This window comes from Allomuricauda sp. R78024, from assembly GCF_044596045.1.
Classification (GTDB): domain Bacteria; phylum Bacteroidota; class Bacteroidia; order Flavobacteriales; family Flavobacteriaceae; genus Flagellimonas.
In genome coordinates this window covers 3,070,819-3,092,136 of record NZ_CP138995.1, presented here as the reverse complement: position 1 = coordinate 3,092,136, position 21,318 = coordinate 3,070,819, and the positions used below count along the sequence as shown (strand labels likewise).

16 protein-coding genes, 1 tRNA gene and 1 pseudogene are annotated in these 21,318 nt (G+C 36.3%); 15 read left to right on the top strand and 3 right to left on the bottom strand.

Annotation, left to right across the window (positions count from 1 at the left end; genetic code table 11):
* Nucleotides 1-17 precede the first annotated feature (17 nt).
* The gene (locus tag SJY44_RS13925; protein WP_396590200.1) at nt 18-1,007 is read right to left on the bottom strand and encodes an aldose epimerase family protein; all 990 of its coding nucleotides are present in this window, start codon (nt 1,005-1,007) and stop codon (nt 18-20) included.
* Nucleotides 1,008-1,208: 201 nt separating this feature from the next.
* Between SJY44_RS13925 and SJY44_RS13920 the strand changes: the two genes are divergently transcribed.
* A tRNA-Arg gene (locus tag SJY44_RS13920) sits at nt 1,209-1,282 on the top strand.
* 184 nt (nt 1,283-1,466) lie between these two features.
* On the opposite strand, the gene SJY44_RS13915 is transcribed toward SJY44_RS13920, so the two are convergent.
* Nucleotides 1,467-1,676: a hypothetical protein gene (locus tag SJY44_RS13915; protein ID WP_299214279.1), complete on the bottom strand. Its 210-nt coding sequence runs from the start codon at nt 1,674-1,676 to the stop codon at nt 1,467-1,469.
* 276 nt (nt 1,677-1,952) lie between these two features.
* Between SJY44_RS13915 and SJY44_RS13910 the strand changes: the two genes are divergently transcribed.
* A complete protein-coding gene (locus SJY44_RS13910; protein WP_396590199.1) occupies nt 1,953-3,008 on the top strand; it encodes a DUF2911 domain-containing protein in 1,056 nt (351 codons plus the stop codon).
* 9 nt (nt 3,009-3,017) lie between these two features.
* Here SJY44_RS13910 and SJY44_RS13905 read toward each other — a convergent pair whose 3' ends face one another.
* Entirely contained in the window at nt 3,018-3,869 is an 852-nt protein-coding gene (locus SJY44_RS13905; protein WP_147744822.1) for a MurR/RpiR family transcriptional regulator, read from the bottom strand.
* Nucleotides 3,870-4,104: 235 nt separating this feature from the next.
* Here SJY44_RS13905 and SJY44_RS13900 point away from each other — a divergent pair, with 235 nt between their 5' ends.
* From SJY44_RS13900 to SJY44_RS13840, 13 genes and pseudogenes are all read left to right on the top strand, one after another.
* On the top strand, nt 4,105-5,439 hold the full coding sequence (locus SJY44_RS13900) for a sodium-dependent transporter (RefSeq protein WP_396590198.1): 1,335 nt from the start codon (nt 4,105-4,107) through the stop codon (nt 5,437-5,439).
* 5 nt (nt 5,440-5,444) lie between these two features.
* The gene (argE, locus tag SJY44_RS13895) at nt 5,445-6,659 is read left to right on the top strand and encodes an acetylornithine deacetylase (RefSeq protein ID WP_396590197.1); all 1,215 of its coding nucleotides are present in this window, start codon (nt 5,445-5,447) and stop codon (nt 6,657-6,659) included.
* Nucleotides 6,646-7,845 (top strand): NAD(P)/FAD-dependent oxidoreductase, encoded by a 1,200-nt coding sequence (locus tag SJY44_RS13890; RefSeq protein WP_396590196.1) that lies wholly within the window; start codon nt 6,646-6,648, stop codon nt 7,843-7,845. The genes argE and SJY44_RS13890 overlap by 14 nt, the downstream gene beginning before the upstream one ends.
* Before the next feature lie 5 nt (nt 7,846-7,850).
* Nucleotides 7,851-8,222, top strand: coding sequence for a nuclear transport factor 2 family protein (locus tag SJY44_RS13885; RefSeq protein WP_298927484.1), 372 nt, complete (start codon nt 7,851-7,853; stop codon nt 8,220-8,222).
* Nucleotides 8,223-8,240: 18 nt separating this feature from the next.
* Nucleotides 8,241-8,783 (top strand): RNA polymerase sigma-70 factor, encoded by a 543-nt coding sequence (locus SJY44_RS13880; protein ID WP_298927481.1) that lies wholly within the window; start codon nt 8,241-8,243, stop codon nt 8,781-8,783.
* A gap of 128 nt (nt 8,784-8,911) precedes the next feature.
* Nucleotides 8,912-10,072, top strand: a complete 1,161-nt coding sequence (locus SJY44_RS13875; protein ID WP_396590195.1) for a FecR family protein — start codon at nt 8,912-8,914, stop codon at nt 10,070-10,072.
* A gap of 57 nt (nt 10,073-10,129) precedes the next feature.
* Nucleotides 10,130-13,639, top strand: coding sequence for a TonB-dependent receptor (locus SJY44_RS13870; protein ID WP_396590194.1), 3,510 nt, complete (start codon nt 10,130-10,132; stop codon nt 13,637-13,639).
* A 16-nt stretch (nt 13,640-13,655) separates the two neighbouring features.
* Nucleotides 13,656-15,053: a RagB/SusD family nutrient uptake outer membrane protein gene (locus tag SJY44_RS13865; RefSeq protein WP_396590193.1), complete on the top strand. Its 1,398-nt coding sequence runs from the start codon at nt 13,656-13,658 to the stop codon at nt 15,051-15,053.
* Between the two features lie 160 nt (nt 15,054-15,213).
* Nucleotides 15,214-16,098, top strand: a complete 885-nt coding sequence (locus SJY44_RS13860) for a PIG-L deacetylase family protein (protein WP_396590192.1) — start codon at nt 15,214-15,216, stop codon at nt 16,096-16,098.
* Nucleotides 16,099-16,125: 27 nt separating this feature from the next.
* Entirely contained in the window at nt 16,126-17,391 is a 1,266-nt protein-coding gene (locus SJY44_RS13855; protein ID WP_396590191.1) for an MFS transporter, read from the top strand.
* Between the two features lie 8 nt (nt 17,392-17,399).
* Entirely contained in the window at nt 17,400-18,257 is an 858-nt protein-coding gene (locus SJY44_RS13850; protein WP_396590190.1) for an ROK family protein, read from the top strand.
* A 59-nt stretch (nt 18,258-18,316) separates the two neighbouring features.
* Nucleotides 18,317-19,054 (top strand): annotated as a pseudogene (locus SJY44_RS13845) (hypothetical protein); the annotation flags it as partial.
* Complete coding sequence (locus SJY44_RS13840) at nt 19,043-20,974, top strand: hypothetical protein (RefSeq protein ID WP_396592093.1); 1,932 nt, start codon at nt 19,043-19,045, stop codon at nt 20,972-20,974. The pseudogene SJY44_RS13845 and the gene SJY44_RS13840, both read left to right, overlap by 12 nt.
* The last annotated feature ends 344 nt before the right edge of the window (nt 20,975-21,318 follow it).

The window sequence follows — 21,318 nt, the reverse complement described above, 5'->3', positions numbered from 1 at the left end:
GAAATTTTAAATAACCCTCAAGAATCATTCAAAGTATCAAACTCAAAAATGGTTTCATGCAAATAGATTTGACCTGGTTTCAATACACTTGAGGGAAAATGAGGGTGGTTTGGAGCATCAGGAAAATTCTGTGTCTCAAAACAGATTGCAGGAAACCTACCGTAACTACTATTAACATTGTAATTAAGGCTTGGGAAAGATTTTGGGGTATAAATGACCATAGCTGGTTGGTTTGTGTAAACGTTCATACAAATTCCATTAGATTTGGATAGAAGTGTTGCCACTTTGGATGGAGTTTGTTTTAGGACAAAAGTATCGTCAAGGCCAACAAAGTTTGAATTCTCAATTTGTGATTGGTGATTAAAATCAAATCTGGTATTCGCAGAGGGAATTATATTGCCTGTAGGACGTAACTGTTGATCTACTTCTATATGGGAATCGCTATGAACTTGTAAACAATGTTTCAGAATGCTTCCTCCACCATCTAAGTTAAAGTAGGAATGGTTTGTTAAGTTGACCAATGTAGTTTTATCCGTAGTTGCTTGATAAGTCACTTTTACGGAATTGGATTCCATTAATTCATAGACTACTGAAACACTAAGATTTCCGGGATAATTTTCTTCTAAATGCTCACTTAAATATGACAGTTTAATCGATGGGTTTATATCCTTAGTTACCTTATCAATATTCCAGAATTTTTTATCAAAACCCTGTTTTCCTCCATGTAGATGCACTCCATTTTGGTTATGAATTGGGTATTCTTGGTTTTCTATTGAGATAGCTCCTCCAGAAATCCTCCCTGCATACCTTCCAATAATAGCACCCAAGAATAGTTGACTATCCAAATGACTTTGCTTGGGGTACTCTTCTGGTGATTCAAGTCCAACGACTACGTTTACAAGATCCCCATTTTTATCTGGTATTTTTAAAGATAGTATGGTGGCTCCATAGTTGGAAATTTCCAATTGCGCTCCGTTTGAATTGCTTATTGTAATAACTTCTAACATAGTAGATTTAAATTTTAATAGGACAAGATTTTATCAAAGAAGAAGAGTTATAAAATTTTCAAGATAGCCATTTTAAGTATTTTGTTTTAAAAATGATATTCCAAAAAAGTTATAGAAGATTTTTTTCGAATGTATTTTAATAATTGGTTTATTTAATTGGACATTAATTAATGTTAATTGTATATTTGCACCCGCAAAATAGGTCGCATAGCTCAGCTGGATAGAGCATCTGCCTTCTAAGCAGACGGTCGCAGGTTCGAATCCTGCTGCGATCACAAAGATAAAACCTCTATGAAAAATAGAGGTTTTTCATTTTTATATCTTTTCCCAAATCTTCGCTGGGAGTATTTTTCTTGAACAGTGGTTTAATCAGAATTATTTCCGACCAATTAGGAAGATTTCAATTTGAGGCTGATAAACGGAAATAAAAAAGTTCAAAAAAGATTATCCAATCTTGGCTTATCTAAAATTTCTAAGATTATTGTTTGCAAATAGAGCTCTTCTAACTATTTCTGCTTTTTCGTCGCCAACATTTGTAAGTATCACGGAATTGTTGGCAACCAAGTCTTTCAAAAGAACATCAACATCACTTTGAGTTAAGTAATTATTGTCTTTTAAATTCCCTAGGATGGCCGAGTACCGATTAGATGTAAAATCCTTGTCCAACATTTTTAATTGCTTGAATTTTTGCTTCGACTTCCCAATATAGTAATATCCAATTGTGAATCAATGAAACATAGGCAAGTTCACATTAGGATTGTTTTTCATCGATTTGGTTTGCTTTTTATCAGCTTTTTGTAGGAGACCAGATTTTGAAAAATGTTACCATTCAAACCAAATAAAGAACATTAAGGTTTATTAAATAATTATTCAAGGTGGCTTTTTGTTAGTTTTGAGAAGTGATTTCAACTAATTGAACTTAAAAAATCAATTTAAACTTCCGCAATGAAGAATTCTAAATTATACTTACCTGTCCTGTTTTTTTTGTTTTTAATGGTAGATGTAGGTGCTCAGCACTTTAATATCCATAACCCAATCACCTTACCAGATAAAAGTCAGCAGTCTATTATTACACAGCGTATTGGGTATACAGACATTACTGTTAACTACCATAGCCCAGGGGCAAGAGGTAGAGTGGTTTGGGGCAATATGGTTCCATATGGTAAAGTGTGGAGAGCAGGAGCTAACGAGAACACGGTATTCACAATTACGGATGATGTTGAAATTGAAGGACAGAAGTTAGCAGCAGGGAGTTATGGAATTCACTTGCTTCCGGAAGCAAATCAATGGACATTTATCTTTTCAAAAAACCATACTTCTTGGGGAAGTTACTTTTACGAGGAAGATGAAGATGCGCTGCGCGTAACAGTACCAGTCCAGAATACCTCGGAGATGAGGGAGTGGATGAGTTTCGATTTCAAGAAGCGTGAGAGAGGTGGAGTTTCCATTGTGTTAAGCTGGGTTGATAAAAGCGCTGAATTAAATTTGACGCTTAATATTGACGAACTTGCTTTAGACAATATCAGAAAACAATTGCGTTCAGATGCTTATTGGGAATGGTTCAGTTGGTGCCAGGCCGCAGATTACTGTGCAGAATATGAAATTAATACCAAGGAAGCACTTGAATGGGTCAACAAATCTATTCAGTTTCAAGAGAATTTCTCTAATTGGGATGTTAAGGCTAAATTGTTGAAACAATTGGGAGATAATGCTGCTGCCGAAAAGGCCATAGAAAGAGCTATAACGGTAGGAAGTGATGTTTATCTGGAACGATATGGACGAAGACTTCTAAAAGAAAAGAATTACGATAAGGCAGAATACGTGTTTGGACAGGCCATAAAGAAAAATTCGTCCTATTGGCGAGCACATTTTAATAGAGGAAATGCATTAAAGGTGCTCGAAAGAAAAAAGGAAGCTAGAAAAGCCTTTGAACTTGCTCTCAAATATGGTCCAGAGGATAAAAAAGTTCAAATACAAAATAGCATAGAATCAGTTCAGTAGTTCTGAGGACTATATTTTATAAACATTGTCCTTTTCGGACATCGTCCTAAAAAACTTGAAATGGGAGACTGTCTCTGGTTTTAAGATGTTTGCGATACTGTAAAAAATAGCATTTACAATACAATAAGCGCCAACCATGCTGCCAAAGTAAAAGCTGTTGGAACTGTTTATAGTGATGTGGTGATCACTGCATTCAATTAATGGCGAAAGGTCACTGTCTACTATAGAAATAGTGGTAGCATTCTTCTCTGTTTTAGCCACCCTAAGCGCATTTATGGTTTGATTTTGGCATTTATCCAAACATATACCTATCACAACATCATCTTCTGAAAAATGAGCCATATTCAAAAAAAGCTCTCCATGATATTCAGTACTGGCATGTATTTGAGGAACCGCTGATCGGCAAATTCGCTCCATGTAATTGGCTACTAACCCAATATGCCCCAATCCGATGATGTAGGTTTGTTTTGAATTAATTATGGCATTTGCAATTTTCTCTATTACTTCAAAGTCAATGGTATCATAGGTTTTTTGAAGCATCATTATATCGCCAAGTATAGCATCTTGTGCAACCTTCTGCGGATTGGAGTGGGCTCTAACCTCCTTTATCATTGAACTGAAAATAGAATCTACCCTTGTAAGTTGAACCTCATTCTTTAAAAGTTCTTTCAATTCATAAAAACCATTAAGTCCAATGGCCTTGCAAGCTTTAACAATAGTAGCAGGGTTAACACTTAACTTATCTCCAAGTTCTTCCATTCGCATTAACACCACCTTATCAGGGTAATCCAAAGCGTATTGAATTATTAATCGTCTCTTTTTAGAGAGTTTTGATAAGTCTATGTCATTTATTGTTTTCATAAGCCACAAGAAACGAAATATTTAAAAGAACCATGCTTTAATGTAACAAAATAAACACTATTAATATTGCTTTTTAACAAATAACAATTTTAATATTGCAATTTTAATTATTTTTCATACATTCATTGTATTGATTTCTATCGCAAGATATTTTCTAAAGATTAAAAGTTTTGAAAACCTTTCAAAACTAACTTGATTATATCAAAAGGGTTAAAATTTTGAAAACAATTAATGTATGTCCAATAATCGATGGAGCAGTAAATTTTCCTTTATCATTACCACCTCTGCGTTTGCAATTGGTTTGGGTAATGTTTGGCGATTTCCATATGTTGCTGGAGAGGGGGGTGGCGCAGCTTTTTTGTTGGTTTATTTTGTTTTAATCCTTCTTATAGGTATTCCTATATTAACTATTGAAATTGCTTTAGGCCGTATGTCCAAAACCACAATATTACTTGGCTTTGGAAAACTTGGTAAGAAACCTTTTTGGAACAGCATTGGTTGGTTGGGTGCTATTTCATGCATATTAATTATGGGTTTCTATATCATGATTATGGCATGGATAGGCATATACCTCTGGGAGTGCTTATCTGGTGAAATCTCAAAACTGCCAGTTGCAAGTATTCCTGGTCATTTTGATAAGGTCGCATCAAACTTGTCAACGGTTATTATTGTAATCTTTTCGATTATGCTTGCTGCATTTTTTGTAGTAAGACAGGGCTTAAAATCAGGTTTAGAACGGTATTCCAAAGGTATGATGTTTGGCTTGGTAATTTTAATACTGGGACTCTCCATTTGGGCCGCTACATTAGATGGGGCAGTTGAGGGTTATCGTTGGCTTCTATCACCTGATTTTTCTAAAATCAATTTTCAAGTGATTATGAGTGCAATGGGCCAACTTTTCTTTTCGGTTGGCGTGGGCATGGCGGTGACATTTGTTTTTGGCAGTTATACCAGTACCAAAGACAATCTTGTAAGCAGTACAATTTGGATTGTTCTGGCAGATACTTTTTTTGCGTTTATTTCAGGACTCATGTTGTTTCCGGCTATTTTTAGTTTCAACCTTAGCCCAGATTCAGGGCCTAATCTAATTTTTGTTACAATGGCTACGGTATTCAATAAATTGGAATATGGTTGGATTATTGGGGCGGTGTTTTTCCTGTTGTTATTTCTGGCAGGATTTTCTTCACTTATCTCTGCGATACAAGGTTTAAAAGATAGCTTTAAGGATAGGTACAAATTATCAGAGAATATTGCCTTGCTATCTGTAATAGGAAGTATTGTAGTCATATCTATAGCGGCAGTTTTTTCTTATTCTGATAATCCATTTTTAATATTTGATAAAACGGTCTTTGAGGTATTGGATTATGTCACCAGTACAATAATGTTGCCTTTAGGGGGATTGCTTACTGTACTTTTTGCTGGACATATAGTTGGGTACAAGAAACTCAAAATGCACTTGTTGGAAGGAACTAAAACAATGAAACTACAGGGTTTTTGGAAGATTGTTTTGATTTGGATATTGCCTTTATCGCTCATAACTATTTTACTCAATGGCTTATTAAATACCTAAATACAATGATGGAAAAGAACATTCAAAATAGGCTTAACAATACCATTTCAATCCTTGGGGATTTGGTTGCGTTTTCTGTTTTGGGCGGTGAAAGTAATTTGTCAATAGCGGAATATATCTCAACGACATTACAAAATAATAATATAGACTATCATCAAGTATTTAATTCATCAGAAGATAAGGTAAGTATTCATTGTCGCATTGGACCAGAAGTGGATGGAGGTATTATTTTATCTGGACATATGGACGTTGTTCCCACCAAAGGGCAACAGTGGTCAAAACCAGATTTTAAACTAACGCAGGAAGATCACAAGCTTTATGCAAGAGGCACTTCAGATATGAAAGGTTTTTTGGCCTGCTGCCTTGCCATGGTTCCACATCTTAAAGAATCAAAGTTAAAGAAACCGATTTATTTAGCCTTCTCCTATGATGAAGAGGTTGGCTGTTTGGCTAGTGAACAACTGGTTTCATCAATTAAATCTGCATACAAGGAACAACCCAGCTTTGCTGTTATTGGAGAACCATCATTAATGCAAACTGTAAATGGGGAAAAAGGAGCTGCATTTTTTAAAACAACAGTTTATAGCTCAGCAGCGCATAGCTCCGAGGTTAGAAAAAGTATAAGTGCTATTGAGGAAGCCACATATTTGATTCAGTGGTTATTGGGAAAGATGGATGATTTTATTGAACAACAGGATTTTGACAACCGGTTTGATCCACCATATTCAACTATTCACGTAGGTACTATTAATGGAGGGTCTGCTGTAAATATAGTTGCAGACCAATGTGAGTTTGCTTGGGATGTTAGAAACATTCCGTCAGATTGCATTCAAGAAATTCTTGATTGTTTCGAAAGGTTTTGTGAAAAGAAAACTGCCGAAAAACAAGAGACAGTTCCCAATTTTAAAATAAAAACAAGCAAACAATTTTCAATTGTGCCCAGTCTGGATACTTCAGAAAATTCAGAAATAGTTAGAATGGTTAATTCTTTTAACGGAAACGAATCCACGAGTGCGGTGTCATTTGCTTCTGAAGCAGGATTTTTTTCAAAAGCTGGTTTTGAAACAGTGGTATGTGGTCCAGGAAGTATGGATCAAGGGCACAGAGCGGATGAATTTATTGAAACTAACGAATTAAAGAAGTGCCTTTCTTTTTTGGAGCGATTGTCAGATTGGGCCAAAACAGGTAACGAAGCAAATATGAACTATGAAAAAATATGATATTCTAGTTATTGGAGGAGGAATATATGGTATTACCGCAGCGGTAGAATTGGCCCAGAGGAAATACAGTGTTGGCTTGATTAATCCTGATACCATACCACATCATATGGCAGCATCAACAGATGTTACAAAAGCCGTTAGAATGGAGTACGGGTCTGATAAAGAATATTTTAAAATGGTAGAAATGTCCATTGAAAAATGGCACTCTTGGAATGATTTTTTTGATGAAAAACTCTATCACGAGGTTGGTTTTTTAATGCTTTGTAAAGACAGTATTGAAAGCGAAAAACACACTTTTGAAAAACATAGTTACCAAAACTTGTTAGAAGCGGGTTACGCCTCAGATCGTTTAGATGCTAAAGAGATATCTGAACGTTTTCCAGCGGTAAATACCGCGGAATATATAGATGCAAACTTTAATAGCAAGGCTGGCTATGCTGATTCTGCTTTGACGGTTCAAAAATTAGCTGATTATGCGCAATCATTAGGGGTTGTGATACATGAAGGACAAACGGCTGCTAGTTTTGAAGTTAAAAATGGAAGGTTAACCGCAGTAAACACAAAGGAAGGGGAAACTTTCCAATGTGGTCACGCACTGGTTGCGGCTGGAGCACATACTCCAATTTTGCTCCCAGAATTACAACCCTATATGAAGTCTACGGGGCACCCAGTATTTTGGCTTAAGCCTAAAAATCCGGCCAATTTTATTCCGCCACATTTCTCGGTATTTACGGCGGACATTTCAAACTCTGGCTGGTACGGCTTTCCGTACTTAGAGAAACAGGGCATAGTGAAGATTGCAAAACATTCCAATGGCACCCCAGTTCACCCAGAAAATGACGATAGACAAATTACGGATGCTGAAGTTGCGGATATGAGGTCTTTCGTTAAAATGACATTCCCAGAATTGGAAGAGGCGCCTTTGGTTTTTACACGTAGGTGTTTGTACATAGATACTTTGGATGGACATTTTTGGATAGATAACCACCCAGATATAAAAGGGCTGTCTGTGAGCACGGGAGGAAGTGGGCACGGACTTAAAATGGCACCACTTTTAGGCGCAATGGCCGCGGATATGATTGAAGGAAAGTCCCATATGTTTTCTGAAAGATACAGATGGAGGCATTTGTCCAGCGATACATCACAAGTGGAAGAAGCCAGATATGTAATTAACAGAAAACTTTAAGGTACATGAAAGCAAGCAAAATAATACACAAGTTCATGGCCGCCTACAACGAAAGGAATCTGGAAAAGTTTGTATCCTTTATGCATCCAGAGTTTAAATCATACCTATATGAGTCACAACACTGTTTGTGCTCGGGTATTGCAGATGCCAGAAAAGTATATGGCAAAAGATTTAGTGAAAACAAAGACCTTTTTGTGACTACGCTAAATAGAATGGTTAATGATAATGTGGTTGTTGAATCTCAATTTATTGAGGGCTTTGACGAGGGCAAAACAATACATGCCATCGCCATTTTTGAATTACAAAATAACAAAGTAAAAAGGGCATCTTTTGTGAGAAGGGAAGTACCTATTACTGAAAACATTTCGGTGTTATAACAAGTTAAAAACAGGGGTATGGAAAAAGATAAGTATCGCAACAAAGAAATTCTGCTAGGAGACTTAAAAGAGGGCGTTATGCCGGCTTTCACCCATATTTTTAACTGTTATTTTAATGAATTGAACAGTTATATTGCTGTAATATGTGGGAATCAAGTGATGGCCCAAGAGATTGTGCAGCAAACCTTCGTTAAATTTTGGGACAAGCGTAAAAATTTAATTATAAAGGATAACATCAAACGATATCTGTTCAGGATGGCATATAACCTTTATAAAGACTTGCAAAAACAGAATGTAAAAGAACTTGCCCTTATACAAGAATTGCAATATGCCGCAATCGCAAGCCTTATTGAGAAAGATCCAGAAGATACAGAACGGAAAATGCTACTTTTGAATCAAGAAATTGACAAACTACCAAAAAAGTGTAAAACCGTTTTTCTACTAGCAAAAAAAGAAGGCTTAGCATATAAGGAAATTGCTGAAAAATTGAATATTTCAGTAAAAACAGTAGAAGTGCATATGTCCAAGGCAATGCTTCGACTAAAGAATACACTTAACTGATTATAGTACTTTTCTTTCATTTCAATATCGTTTTACGATTTATTCAAGTTTTTTTCAAAAAAACAGAATTAAAAGTAGGGGTTGACCTCTTTTTTAAAGTCTACTATTAAGAAAACGCTAAATAATCAATGAATAACAAAGTAGATATCATCATTTCTAAGTTTCTTGATGATGAAACCTCAGAGGCGGAAAAAGCTTTTTTAATTGAATGGATAAAGGTTCCTGAAAATAGAGCCTATTTTGAAAATTTTATAAAAACGGAGATTTGGGTTAAGTACAGTTTCAACTCATCAGATGTTGAAAAGCATCTTTCAATGTTATCCATTGTTACTAGATCTAAAAGAAAAAAAGCTCACTTAAATGTATTAAAGTACGCAGCTCTTTTTATCGCTGTTTTAACCTCTGCGGCATTTATATACTTTTCCAACGATCAATCAGGTCTTCAGGTAATGGACCGGAATATCGTTTCATTAGAGATAAACAATGGGTCTTCAAAGTACTTTTCTCTTGAAAATTATTCTGATTTCACCTTAAAAGATAAAACTGTAGCACTTAAAACAAATGGGCTGCTAGAGTATTCATCCGATAATAAAAAAGAAAGGGAATCCAACAACATTGAATATCATACAATTAATGTACCGTATGGAAAAACATTTAAAGTCCATTTTGCTGATGGTTCATTGGTGCATTTAAATTCTGGCTCAAAGTTGACGTACCCTAAAAGTTTTGATGGATTTGATTTAAGGGAAGTATCGCTTGTTGGTGAAGCCTATTTTAAGGTTGCGAAGGCGGATGTTCCATTTCAGGTAAATGTAGAAGGTTTATCAACCAAGGTGTTGGGTACAGAATTTAATGTTTCGGCATATCAAGATGAGATTCTTAAAGAAGTAATCCTTGTAGAAGGCTCGGTTCAAGTATTTCAAAACTATAAAGAGGATGGTATAGCAGTACCAAAGCTTATGGTGCCCAACCAAAAAGCGGTGGGGAAAAATGCTGACACTGATTTGATTATTGAAAATGTAGATGTGACAAATCATATTGCCTGGATGAATGGTGTTCTGGTCTTTGAAAATGAGAACCTACTAAGCATCATCAAAAAACTAGAGAGAAGGTTCAATATTGACATTAAGAACAACTACGAAATACTTGATGAAATGAGGTATAGTGGAAGATTTAAAAACGAAAATATTGACGAGATACTTAAGACTATGCAAGCGCATACCAACTTTTCATACGCAATGAAAGGAAACACTCTGAAAATTGATAAACCACAAACTAAACTAGACTAAAGCCTATGGATTAAAAATGAACCATTCAAAATTAATGCTAACTAAAATTTAACTTAGATGAAAAATTATTTAATAACTCCCAAAACCAACTGGCTAATAAAGGCATGTTTCCTTTGTATAGCTATGCTTTGTTTTGCTCATGTAGAAGCTGCTACATGTGAACAAAATGATATGGTCACTGCAAATTTTGAAAATATTGAATTAAAAAAGGTCTTTGAAAAAATAGCCCAAACCAATGGCTATAATTTCTTCTATGAGGCTTCTGAAATCAATATTGACAAAAGAGTGTCCATAAATGTGACAAACACTTGTATTGATGAATTTTTACAAGAACTGTTTTCTGAGATGGATTTGAATCATCAAATCGTAGCAAAACAGATTGTAATTAAACCTAAAAAGGATTTAATCAAAAAAGAAAAAACTCCAAACAAAACCATTGAAAAGCAACAAGCAACCATATCAGGTACTGTTTTGGATGACAACAATGTTCCCTTACTGGGCGCCACAATTGCTGTTAAAGGCACCAATGTTGGAACCATTACCGATTTTGATGGGAAATTTGAGCTTTCTGTACCAGAAGGAGGTACTACCTTAATGGTATCCTATATAGGCTTTAGATCAAAAGAAGTTGAAATTGGATCTAATACCACTTTTACAATTAACCTAGAACCAGATGCAGCACAATTGGATGAAGTAATTGTAGTTGGGTATGGTACACTGGCAAAAAAGAGGGTTACAGGATCTGTTATATCTATCAGTGCCGAATCAATTGTAGAAGTACCTGCATTATCACCTGAGGCCGCAATAATTGGTCAAGTTGCAGGTGTGCAAGTGCAAGAAGTGTCTGGAGAACCAGGAGCTGCGCCAAACATTAGAGTTAGGGGCTCAGCTTCTATTTCAGCGGGTAACGACCCATTATTTGTTATAGATGGTATTCCAATATCTAGAAACCTTACTACTTCGGTAATAGGAGGCGTATCAAGAAGACGTGCCGCTTTTCAACCACCACCGGTAAACCCATTAGCTACATTAAATCCAAATGATATTGAGTCCATACAAGTTCTTAAAGATGCCTCCGCAGCAGCAATTTATGGTTCACGTGGTGGAAATGGTGTTCTTTTGATAACAACTAAAAAAGGATCTTCATCTGATAAAGGGAAATTTTCTTTCGATTCTTTTTTCAGCATTCAAAATGTAGCAAATAAGATTGATTTAATGAACGCTCAAGAGCTTATTGATTTTACTACGGATGCTAGAAACAACAATTACCTTTCATCGGTTGATGGAGCATCCATTAGTGATCCTATTGGCGATGGAGACAGAGGGGATACGAATTTTGAATTACCAGAATCGTTCATTAATTGGGACGGTACGGATACAGATTGGCAAGATGTAATTTTTCAAACGGGAATAACGCAGAGTTATAACTTTTCCTATGCATCTCCAATACGGAACAAAACAAGCTTTTTTGCTTCCGCTAGTTATTTTAGTCAAGAAGGGATTTTGGATAAATCCAATTTTGACAGGTATAATATGATGTTGAATTTGAACTCACAATTGACTGATAAATTGAACTTAGATTTAAGAGTTGCTCCGTCAATAACTGAAAATCAGAGAGTACCTGCTTCAGCACCATACTTTGCACGCCCTCCTGGTATTGTTTACTCTGCAATTGTTCATTCCCCAACCGTAGCTCCGTATAATGCAGATGGTACGGTCAACCAGTTAAACAACCAATCGTATTTGGGTGGTGGTACAACAACAGCAAGTAACCCTTTGGCCATTTTAAATGCAATTGATGATGAAATATTTCAATTTCAAACTAGGGCATCGTTGGCATTGTCATATGAAATTTTGCCCGAGCTTACATTTAGAACTTTTGGGGGAACATATGTAAACCTGTACAACCAGGATTTCTATAGAGGAAATACACTTTTGTATAGAAATGCGAGTGAAGGTGAATCCTATGCTCAAGCAACATCTTCTACCGAGACGAACTGGGTTTGGGAAAATACATTGAACTGGGAAAAGGAGTTTGGTAATCACTTTTTTAATGCAGTTTTAGGATATACCGCTCAAAGAGATAATATTACCATAAAAGAAGTATTGGCAGATAATTTTCCGGACGACCTGGTTACCACCATCAGTGGAGGTCAAGTATTTGCAGGAAATTCAATTCAAGAACAATGGACACTTGCTTCGGCACTGTTCAGGATGAATTATAGCTATAAGGACAAATACCTGTTTACGGGGTCTATTCGTTCAGATAGAGCATCACGTTTTGGATTAAATAATCAAACTGGCTATTTTCCATCGTTTTCTGCAGGATGGCGTTTAAACGAGGAAGATATTTTTAAGTCAATAGAAACAATTTCAGAGCTTAAACTCAAATTTAGCTGGGGAAGAACAGGAAACTTTGAGATACCAAACTATGGCGCAATCGGACTACTTTCTCCTGACAATTACAATCTAGGTGGAAATGAAATCAACGGATTAATACAAACCGCCATTCCCAATCCAGAATTGACCTGGGAAACATCACAACAAACCAATATTGGTATTGAGTTGGGATTGATAGACAATAGAGTATTTCTTTTAGCAGATTACTACAATACAAAAACTGTGGATATGTTGTTACAAGTGGGCATTTCATCAGTTTCTGGTTTTGAAACAGCACTTCAGAATATAGGGGAAATTGAGAATAGTGGTTTTGAAATAGCATTGAGGACCAAAAATTTTGTTGGTGATTTTACATGGGATACCGATTTTAACCTGTCTACTAATAAAAATGAAGTATTGTCGCTTGGAGAGAATGATGAACCCATTTTCTCTGCAGGTAGTGCTGGGGTAAGGCATGTTACGCGGATAGGAGATCCTGTTGGAAGCTATTTTGGTTATGTGGTTGATGGTGTTTATCAAACTCAAGCAGAAATTGATGCAGCTCCAGTTGACACACAAGCACCAGATGCTTCTCCAGGAGATTTTAGATTTAGGGATGTTGATGGAGATGGTGAAATAACCCCAGATGATAGAACGGTTACCGGTAGTTATTTTCCTGATTTTACTTGGGGGATTAACAACAGGTTTACGTTTAAAGGACTGGATTTCAGCTTTCTTATTCAAGGAGTAGAGGGGAATGAAATTTTGAACCTGACTTCTAGACACCTGAAAAATGGAGAGGCAAACTTTAATTCATACGCTGTTTTCAATGATAGATGGCGTTCTGCTTCAGATCCAGGAAATGGAAGTATTCCAAGAGCCGATAGACAAACCGGAAACCATGGTAATAATAATAGACCTTCTTCATTTCAAGTAGAGGATGGCTCTTTTATTCGATTACGAAATGTTACCTTAGGATATTCATTACCTACAGATAAACTTTTTGGGAATAGTATCAACAGATTAAGGTTTTACGTTACTGGAACCAATTTGTTTACGATTACAGATTACTTAGGGTATAACCCAGAGGTCAGTAATATTTCTAACAATAGTTTAACCCCAGGGGAAGATTATGGAGCTTATCCGTTGACCAAATCCATTACAATGGGTGTCAATCTGACCTTTTAATTTAAAACTGTAAAAGATGAAAAAAATAATCATAATACTAATAACGCTGTGTATTACATCAGCTTGTAGTGAGGACTTTACGGAATTAGCACCAATTTCAAATCGAAATGAAGCTGACTTCTTCAACACAGCCAATGATTTTGTTGCATCACTTAATGCCAGTTATGCTGGACTGCAAGAGCCAGGGGTTTATGGAAGAGCTTATTGGACCATGTTTGAAATGCGCTCCGATAACACAGATCAAGGACCAGATGCTACTGGTTTAGCAAGACAATTTACCGAAATCAATGCATTTACGGAAGACCCTTTAAATGAACAGGTAGACATAGCATGGAGTGGCTCGTATAGAGTAATTGCCAATTGCAACGTTATTTTGGATAGAATAGACCCGATAGATATTGAGGCTAGTTTAAAGCAAAGGATTATAGGAGAAGCAATTTTCCTTAGATCTTTAATGTACTATCATTTGGCCGTTGCCTTTGGTAACATTCCATTGCAACTAACCCCGTTTGTACCTGGTGATGAATTGGTTCAAGTAGATGCAAATACAATTTATGGACAATTGGTCACAGATTTAGCCATTGCGGAAGCAAACCTTCCGGTATCTTACCCGGCAAGTGATGTAGGAAGAGCAACCAAAGGAGCAGCTGCAACACTATTGGCAAAGGTATTGTTGACCATAGGACAGGATTCAGATGCAGAAACTGTTTTGCGCAGAATAATCAATGACTACAATTATTCATTGGTTGCAAATTATGCAGATTTATGGGGTGCATCAAATGAAAATAATGTTGAATCTATTTTTGAAGTACAGTTCATTAGCGGAGGTATTGGCCAAGGAAGTGCTTTTACCAATGATTTTTCGCCAAGTTCAGATTTGCAAACAGGTCAAGGTTTTGGAAGAAATAGACCAACCGCCACTTTGGAAAATGCTTATGAGGTAGGTGACTTAAGATTTGAACCCTCTATGGGAACTGAATGGATTAACGTAGATGCAGAAGTAGTGGTACAGAATTATGTTAGAAAATACGAAAGCGACCCACCAACTGAAAATGATTCAGACGTAAACTTTGTTGTCTTCAGATATGCAGATGTATTGTTGATGCTTGCAGAAGCATTAGGTGAATCAACAGAGAGTTATGGTTTGATAAATCAAGTACGAACAAGAGCAGGATTGGGTCCTATAGATGGAACTACACCCGGTTCTTTTGAGGATAAACTTCTTGATGAAAGACAATTGGAATTGGCATTTGAAAACCATCGCTGGCCAGATTTAAAAAGATTTGGAGTTGTTACTGAAAAACTATTGGAAGCCGAATCAGATGTTATTGAGGCAGGCGACATCAGAAATCTGTTTTTTATTCCACAAAGAGAATTGGATATTAATCCCAATTTCAATCAGAATGATAATTAATTTTAAGTTTGTTATTTGAGTTTGTTTAGTTATCCCCAACACCAAATTTTACCTGCTTATGCTTATAAAAGGCAATGCATTGATGTCAAATTTAGAACTCAAAATAGACAAGTTGTACTATCAATTATCAGTTTAAAACCCTTAAATAAAGAACTTTATAATGAAAAATATCTTATTTATTATTTGCATGTGTGTTGGATTTATGGTCCAAGCACAGGAGAAAAAAGTATTGAATATTATTGCTATTGGAGCCCATCCAGATGACTGCGATTCCAAGTTTGGTGGTACTGCTGCATTATTTGCTAAAATGGGGCATAATGTGAAGTTTGTAGCATTGACCAACGGTGATGCAGGTCATCAGACCCAAGGAGGTGGTGCACTAGGCAAAAGAAGACGCGCCGAAGCCAAAAAAGCTGCAGAAATTTTAGGAATTGAATATGATGTATTAGATAACCATGATGGGGAATTAATTCCTACGTTGAATGTTAGGCATCAAGTAATCAGAAAAATTCGGGAATGGAATGCTGATGTCGTTTTAGGCTTACGCCCCAACGATTACCATCCTGATCATAGAAACGCGGGAATCGTAGTCCAAGATGCTGCATATTTGGTTATCGTACCTAATGTTACACCGGATACTCCGCCTTTAAAAAAGAACCCCGTTTTTATCTATATGAAAGATAATTTTCAAAAACCATATCCATTTTCAAAAGATATTGCAGTGGTGGTAGATGAAGTAATAGATACAAAAGTGAGGGCTTTAGCAGCACATGATTCTCAAATGTTTGAGTGGTTGCCATGGGTAAGTGGTGCGGATATGAGTCAGGTTCCTTCTGGAGAAGCCGAACGAATTAATTGGCTAAAACAAAGATGGGCAAGAGAAAAAACTTGGGATGCTACGGAAGCTAGCGCCATAAAGAAATGGTACCCAAACATGACTGCCACCGACGCCAAACATGTTGAGTTTTTTGAAATATGCGAATATGGAAAACAGCCGACCGACGAGGAAATAAAACAACTCTTTCCTATGCTTGGCAAAAAGTAAACCTCAACCTGATAAACCAATAAACCAATGGCTAGCGAAAAAATGACCTCAAAAAGATATTACCATATAATAGCTTTGGTGATGCTGATATTCTTTGTAATATCTTTTATAACCAACATACTGAATTCTATAATTGTTGATGTAAAGAATAGTTTTGACCTTAGTCTAACGTTGACGGGATTACTACCTTTTGCTTTCTTTATTGCATATGGCGTAATGTCTATTCCTGCGGGGTTTTTATCCGAAAAGTATAGCGATAAGACCTTATTGTCATGGTCATTTCTATTTATGGCTTTGGCTTCCATGGGGTTTGCTTTCTTTCCTAGTTATGTTGTATTCAGTATAACACTGTTTGCCTTGGGTTCATGTATGGCAGTTTTGCAAGTCATTATAAACCCAATGCTTAGGGTTGCCGGAGGAGAGGAACATTTTGCGTTCAATTCTGTTCTGGCCCAGCTGGTGTTTGGTTTGGCTTCGTTCCTGAGTCCTTTTTTATACAAATATGTAGTTGATAAGGATTCGAATGAATTTGGACTGGCTGGTTATATAAGAGAATTGGTTCCTGAAAATCTACCATGGGTAGGGTTATATATGATTTTTTCTATAATTGCTGTTGTATTGTTGGTTGTTGTATTTCTTACTCGATATCCAAAATATGAAAAGAATGAAGATGAGGTAGCTGGCGATTCAAGCTCGTATTTCAGCCTTTTAAAAAATAAATGGACCGTTTTATTCTTTCTGGGAATCTTTTGCTATGTGGGAACAGAGCAAGGTGTAGGCAATTGGATTTCCCAATTTCTTTATCAATATCATGGTTTGGATGCTCAGACAGTTGGCGCCGATACTGTAGCCTATTTTTGGGCTATGCTAACCGTAGGTTGTTTACTTGGGTTACTGTTGCTGAAAATTATGGATAGCAGAAAACTCTTAATTGGAGCTACTGCTATTACAATGATATTCTTGGTTCTGGCCTTAACAGGAAGTGAAAAAGTCGCCCTTTTTGCTTTTCCGGCAATAGGTTTCTTTATCTCGGTTATGTGGTCCATTATTTTTTCTCTTGCACTTAATTCTGTAAAAGAAAATCATGGTTCACTTTCAGGAATATTGTGCACTGGCATAGCAGGAGGAGCGATTATTCCATTTTTGGTCGGGGCTTTGGGCGAAGTTTCAAGCCTTAAAATGGGGATGTTTTTTTTACTGATTCCCTTGGCTTTTGTACTATCCATAGGCTTCCTGGCAAAACCCTTGGTTAATAATAAAACCATTCAATTAAAAAATAAGCCAAGTAATTAACTAGGGTTATGGAGGTTCTTGGGGTAGATATAGGTGGTACCAACATCAATGCGGGCATTGTTAAAGAAGGAGCAATTACCGGTCAGTCTTATGTGTCTGTAAATGCAGAGGATTCTGAGAAGCAAACACTGGAGTTTTTGTTCAATTGTATTGATGGATTGATTACCAATAACACCAAGGCTATAGGCGTAGGTGTACCGGCCATAGTTGATTCTTTAAAAGGAATTGTATATGATGTACAGAATATACCCGCATGGAAAGAAGTTCATTTGATAAATATCCTGGAAAATAGATATAACATTCCTGCTTACATAAACAATGACGCCAATTGTTTTGCAATGGGAGAAAAGTTATATGGAAAAGGAAAAGGTTTTCAAAATTTTATTGGACTCTCTATAGGCACTGGACTGGGCATGGGAATAATCATCAACAATGAAATTTACAATGGAGTTCTATCAGGAGCTGGAGAGATAGGAATGATAGCGTATAAAAACAGCATTTTGGAACAGTACACAAGCAGCTTTTTTTTTGCTGATAATTATGGGCTGAGCGCAAAAGAGATTCATGATAGGGCATTACAAGGTGATGATTTGGCCTTAACCGCTTTCGCAGAATTTGGCACACACTTGGGAGAGGCAATTAATACGATTTTATACCTATTTGCCCCTGAAGCTATTATCCTTGGAGGATCAATACGCAAAGCGTATTCTTTTTTTAAGGAATCTATGGATCAAAAGATAAATTTATTTGCCTATCCAGAGCAGATAAAAAATTTAAAAATAGAAACATCAGAGTTGGCAGAATCTGCCATTTTGGGAGCCGCAAGTTTATGCTTTCAAAAATTAGAGGAAACAATACAAGAATAATTATTCTGAAACACTGTAGTCCCATTTGGGAATATAGTACCAAATAAAAAATATATAAAATGAAGAACACATTACTGGTATTATTGATTTGCATGGGCCTAAAGACTTTTGCTATTGAAACCAAAAAACTCAATATTACCATTGAAAACAATGTGGAAGGGGCTCCTATAACCATTGGTATTCCGTTTCCAAAAGGAGAACTATACTCTGTAGGGAATGTTAGGTTATTGAACTCCAAAGGAAAAGAAATAGCTTGTCAGACAACAGAAGTGACTTCATGGGAGCCAGCAGATGAAAGCATCAAATGGATATGGGTATTCTTTTTTTCTGAAGTAGCTCCTGATTATACTCTAGAATACGGTGAAGGTGTTGAGCCGATGAGGTCTAAAGAAAGGATAGTTTCCACAAACAATATGAGACCTAGAGGTGGTATAAAGGTAAATACAGGACCATTGTCCTTTTCCATAAATAAACTGGGAAACGGATTTCTAGATGAAGTTTATCTTGATTCTGATCAAAATGGAAAATTTGATGAAAATGAGCTGATAGCATCCGCTCCTGAAAATAAAAGAGGAACCTTTCTGGATATTTTGGATGATTCAGGTATTGATGCATCAAAGGCAATCATAAATGAAGTTTTTAGAGAAAAAGGTTCTGGCCCCATGCATATGATTTTTAGAGTAGAAGGGACCTACATGTATGGAAGAGAGGATAATAACCTATCGCCATTTACCATTAGGTTACACACTTATGCTGGAAAAACATATGTAAAGGTTTTGCATACGATGACATACACAGGTGTTCCTGATAAACATAAAAAGCAGGATGGAGAACATGCAAATATTGCCACCCAGAATAAGAAAATAATATCGGAAGACACCTCAAATGATGCTGGATGGACACAACCAAATGATCAGATAGCGGCTTGTGGGCTTCAGCTTAAATATCATCTTGGTGATGAGGCAGAGGTTTCTTTGCCGCTTTATACTGGAAATTGGGATTCCAAATTCCTAGAAGAAGAAGTTAAGAAGATCGATTTTGATGGGAATAAAAAGATAAGTCTTTTACAAAAAGGCCCTGAAAGAAATAATGGGCAGAGCTTGAGAAGTTTATATACGAGTAAATCCAAAAATGGAGAAAGTGACAACATGCTAACAGGTGATGAATCTATATTTAAAGCAGTTGTAACAAAAGGCAAACAGGTTGTAAATCAAACACAAAGAGCAAAAGGTTGGATTGATGTTTCTGATGGTGAAAAAGGAGTAAGTATTGGAATCAAAAATTTTTTAAAGGAATATCCTAAAGGAATTGAGGTTGATCCGAGCACCAAAACGCTCTTTGGGAATATTTGGCCTTTGGAAAATGGACCTATGAGTTTTGCTCGTGATAACACAGAGTCAGACGGTGGAATGCTAGACAATTTTGCTCAGGGAATCACTAAAACCACGGAATTCCTTTATTATTTTCATGATAACCAAACGGATAATACCATAAATCAGAAAATGGATTACGTACTCAATAGTCCAATAGCTCATGCAACTCCGGAATGGTATTCAAATTCCAAGGTATATGGCAATATGGCGCCATTTTCAGATAAGTATCCTCAATTTGAAAACGCTCTGCAGTACAAATACGACTGGTGGTCATTTAACCAAGACAATGAACCTTGGTATGGAATGTTTGATTATGGCGACGGGAAAACATATTTCTACAATAAAAAATGGTTTCAATGGACAAATAATGAGCCAACAATTGATTTTATGTTATGGACCAATTTTATGAGAACTGGCAATGCAAAATACTTCCATATGGCACAGGCCATGAGCAGACATACTATGGATGTGGATAATGTACATTGGCCAAAAAAACGAAACTATTTGGGGCAGATAAATGATGCCATAGACTTTTGGGATTATAGAGAAGAACCAGAATCAACACCTTATTTAGGAATTGGTAGGAGACATGCCAACGAACATTGGTATGCCTTGCTTAGTGCACATGTCTGGATTCAGGGATGGATTGCATCATACTACATTAGTGGTGATCATCGTGCTTTAGAAGTTGCTAAAATGACGGGAGACACCTATTTAAAACGTATATGGGGAGAGCACGATTTAAGAGGAAGAAGGTTGTATTTGTCTGTACTAAATCTTGTTGAATTGTATGATGCTACCAAACTTGATAAATACAAAAAAGAGTTGGATGAAAGGGTTGGACTAATGCTTCAGCTACAAGAAGAACAGGGAGGGAATTTACTGTTAGATAGGTATGGATACAGTCAAACATATGTTGCGCAAGGCTTGTACAAATACTATCAGATTACCGGTAAAAAAGAGATAAAGAAAGCGCTACTGAATCATGCCTATTGGATAAGGGATGTACCCCCATTGAATCATGAAATGGAATCTTACTTGGCTACTATTTATCCTTTATTAATTGGTTATGAGTTTAGTGGACATAAAGCATTTTTTGAAGAAGCAATAATTCGTGCTGAACTACTTGAAGTAGGGAGATTGCCTAAAAGCAGTGATGAATACAACACTGTAGATTCATACAACGAGGCATTGCTAAAAGTCTCCAATCTACCAAAGAGTGCGGGACGTTTTACCAATTGGGAAATTAACCAGGGACTCCGGGTTTTTGGTTGGACGCATGCTTATAACATTCCATATTTAATTTATTGGCTTGATAATGAGAATACAAAAAAGACGAAGTAAAAAGGTTTAGTATTAAGGGTTTCTAAGAATCAAATCCCTATATATTTTAATTGAACCAGTCCTATAGAATGCTTTTTCTATGGGACTTTTTTTATTAGTATTATTTCAGTTTGATTTAAAAGTATTGGTATGAATAAAACACTGATTATTTAATGTTATAGATGTATTTGAGGTTAAAATGCAAACAACCCCTCAAAATAAGGATGTATCCACAACGTATTTCATGTATTAAGAAAATCGATTAATGATGAAAATCATTTCTACTGCTTTTTTTTCATACTAGGTTTGAATGTAAAAACTTAACTATGCGAACATGGGCATTGTTATCGTGACGATAATAACAA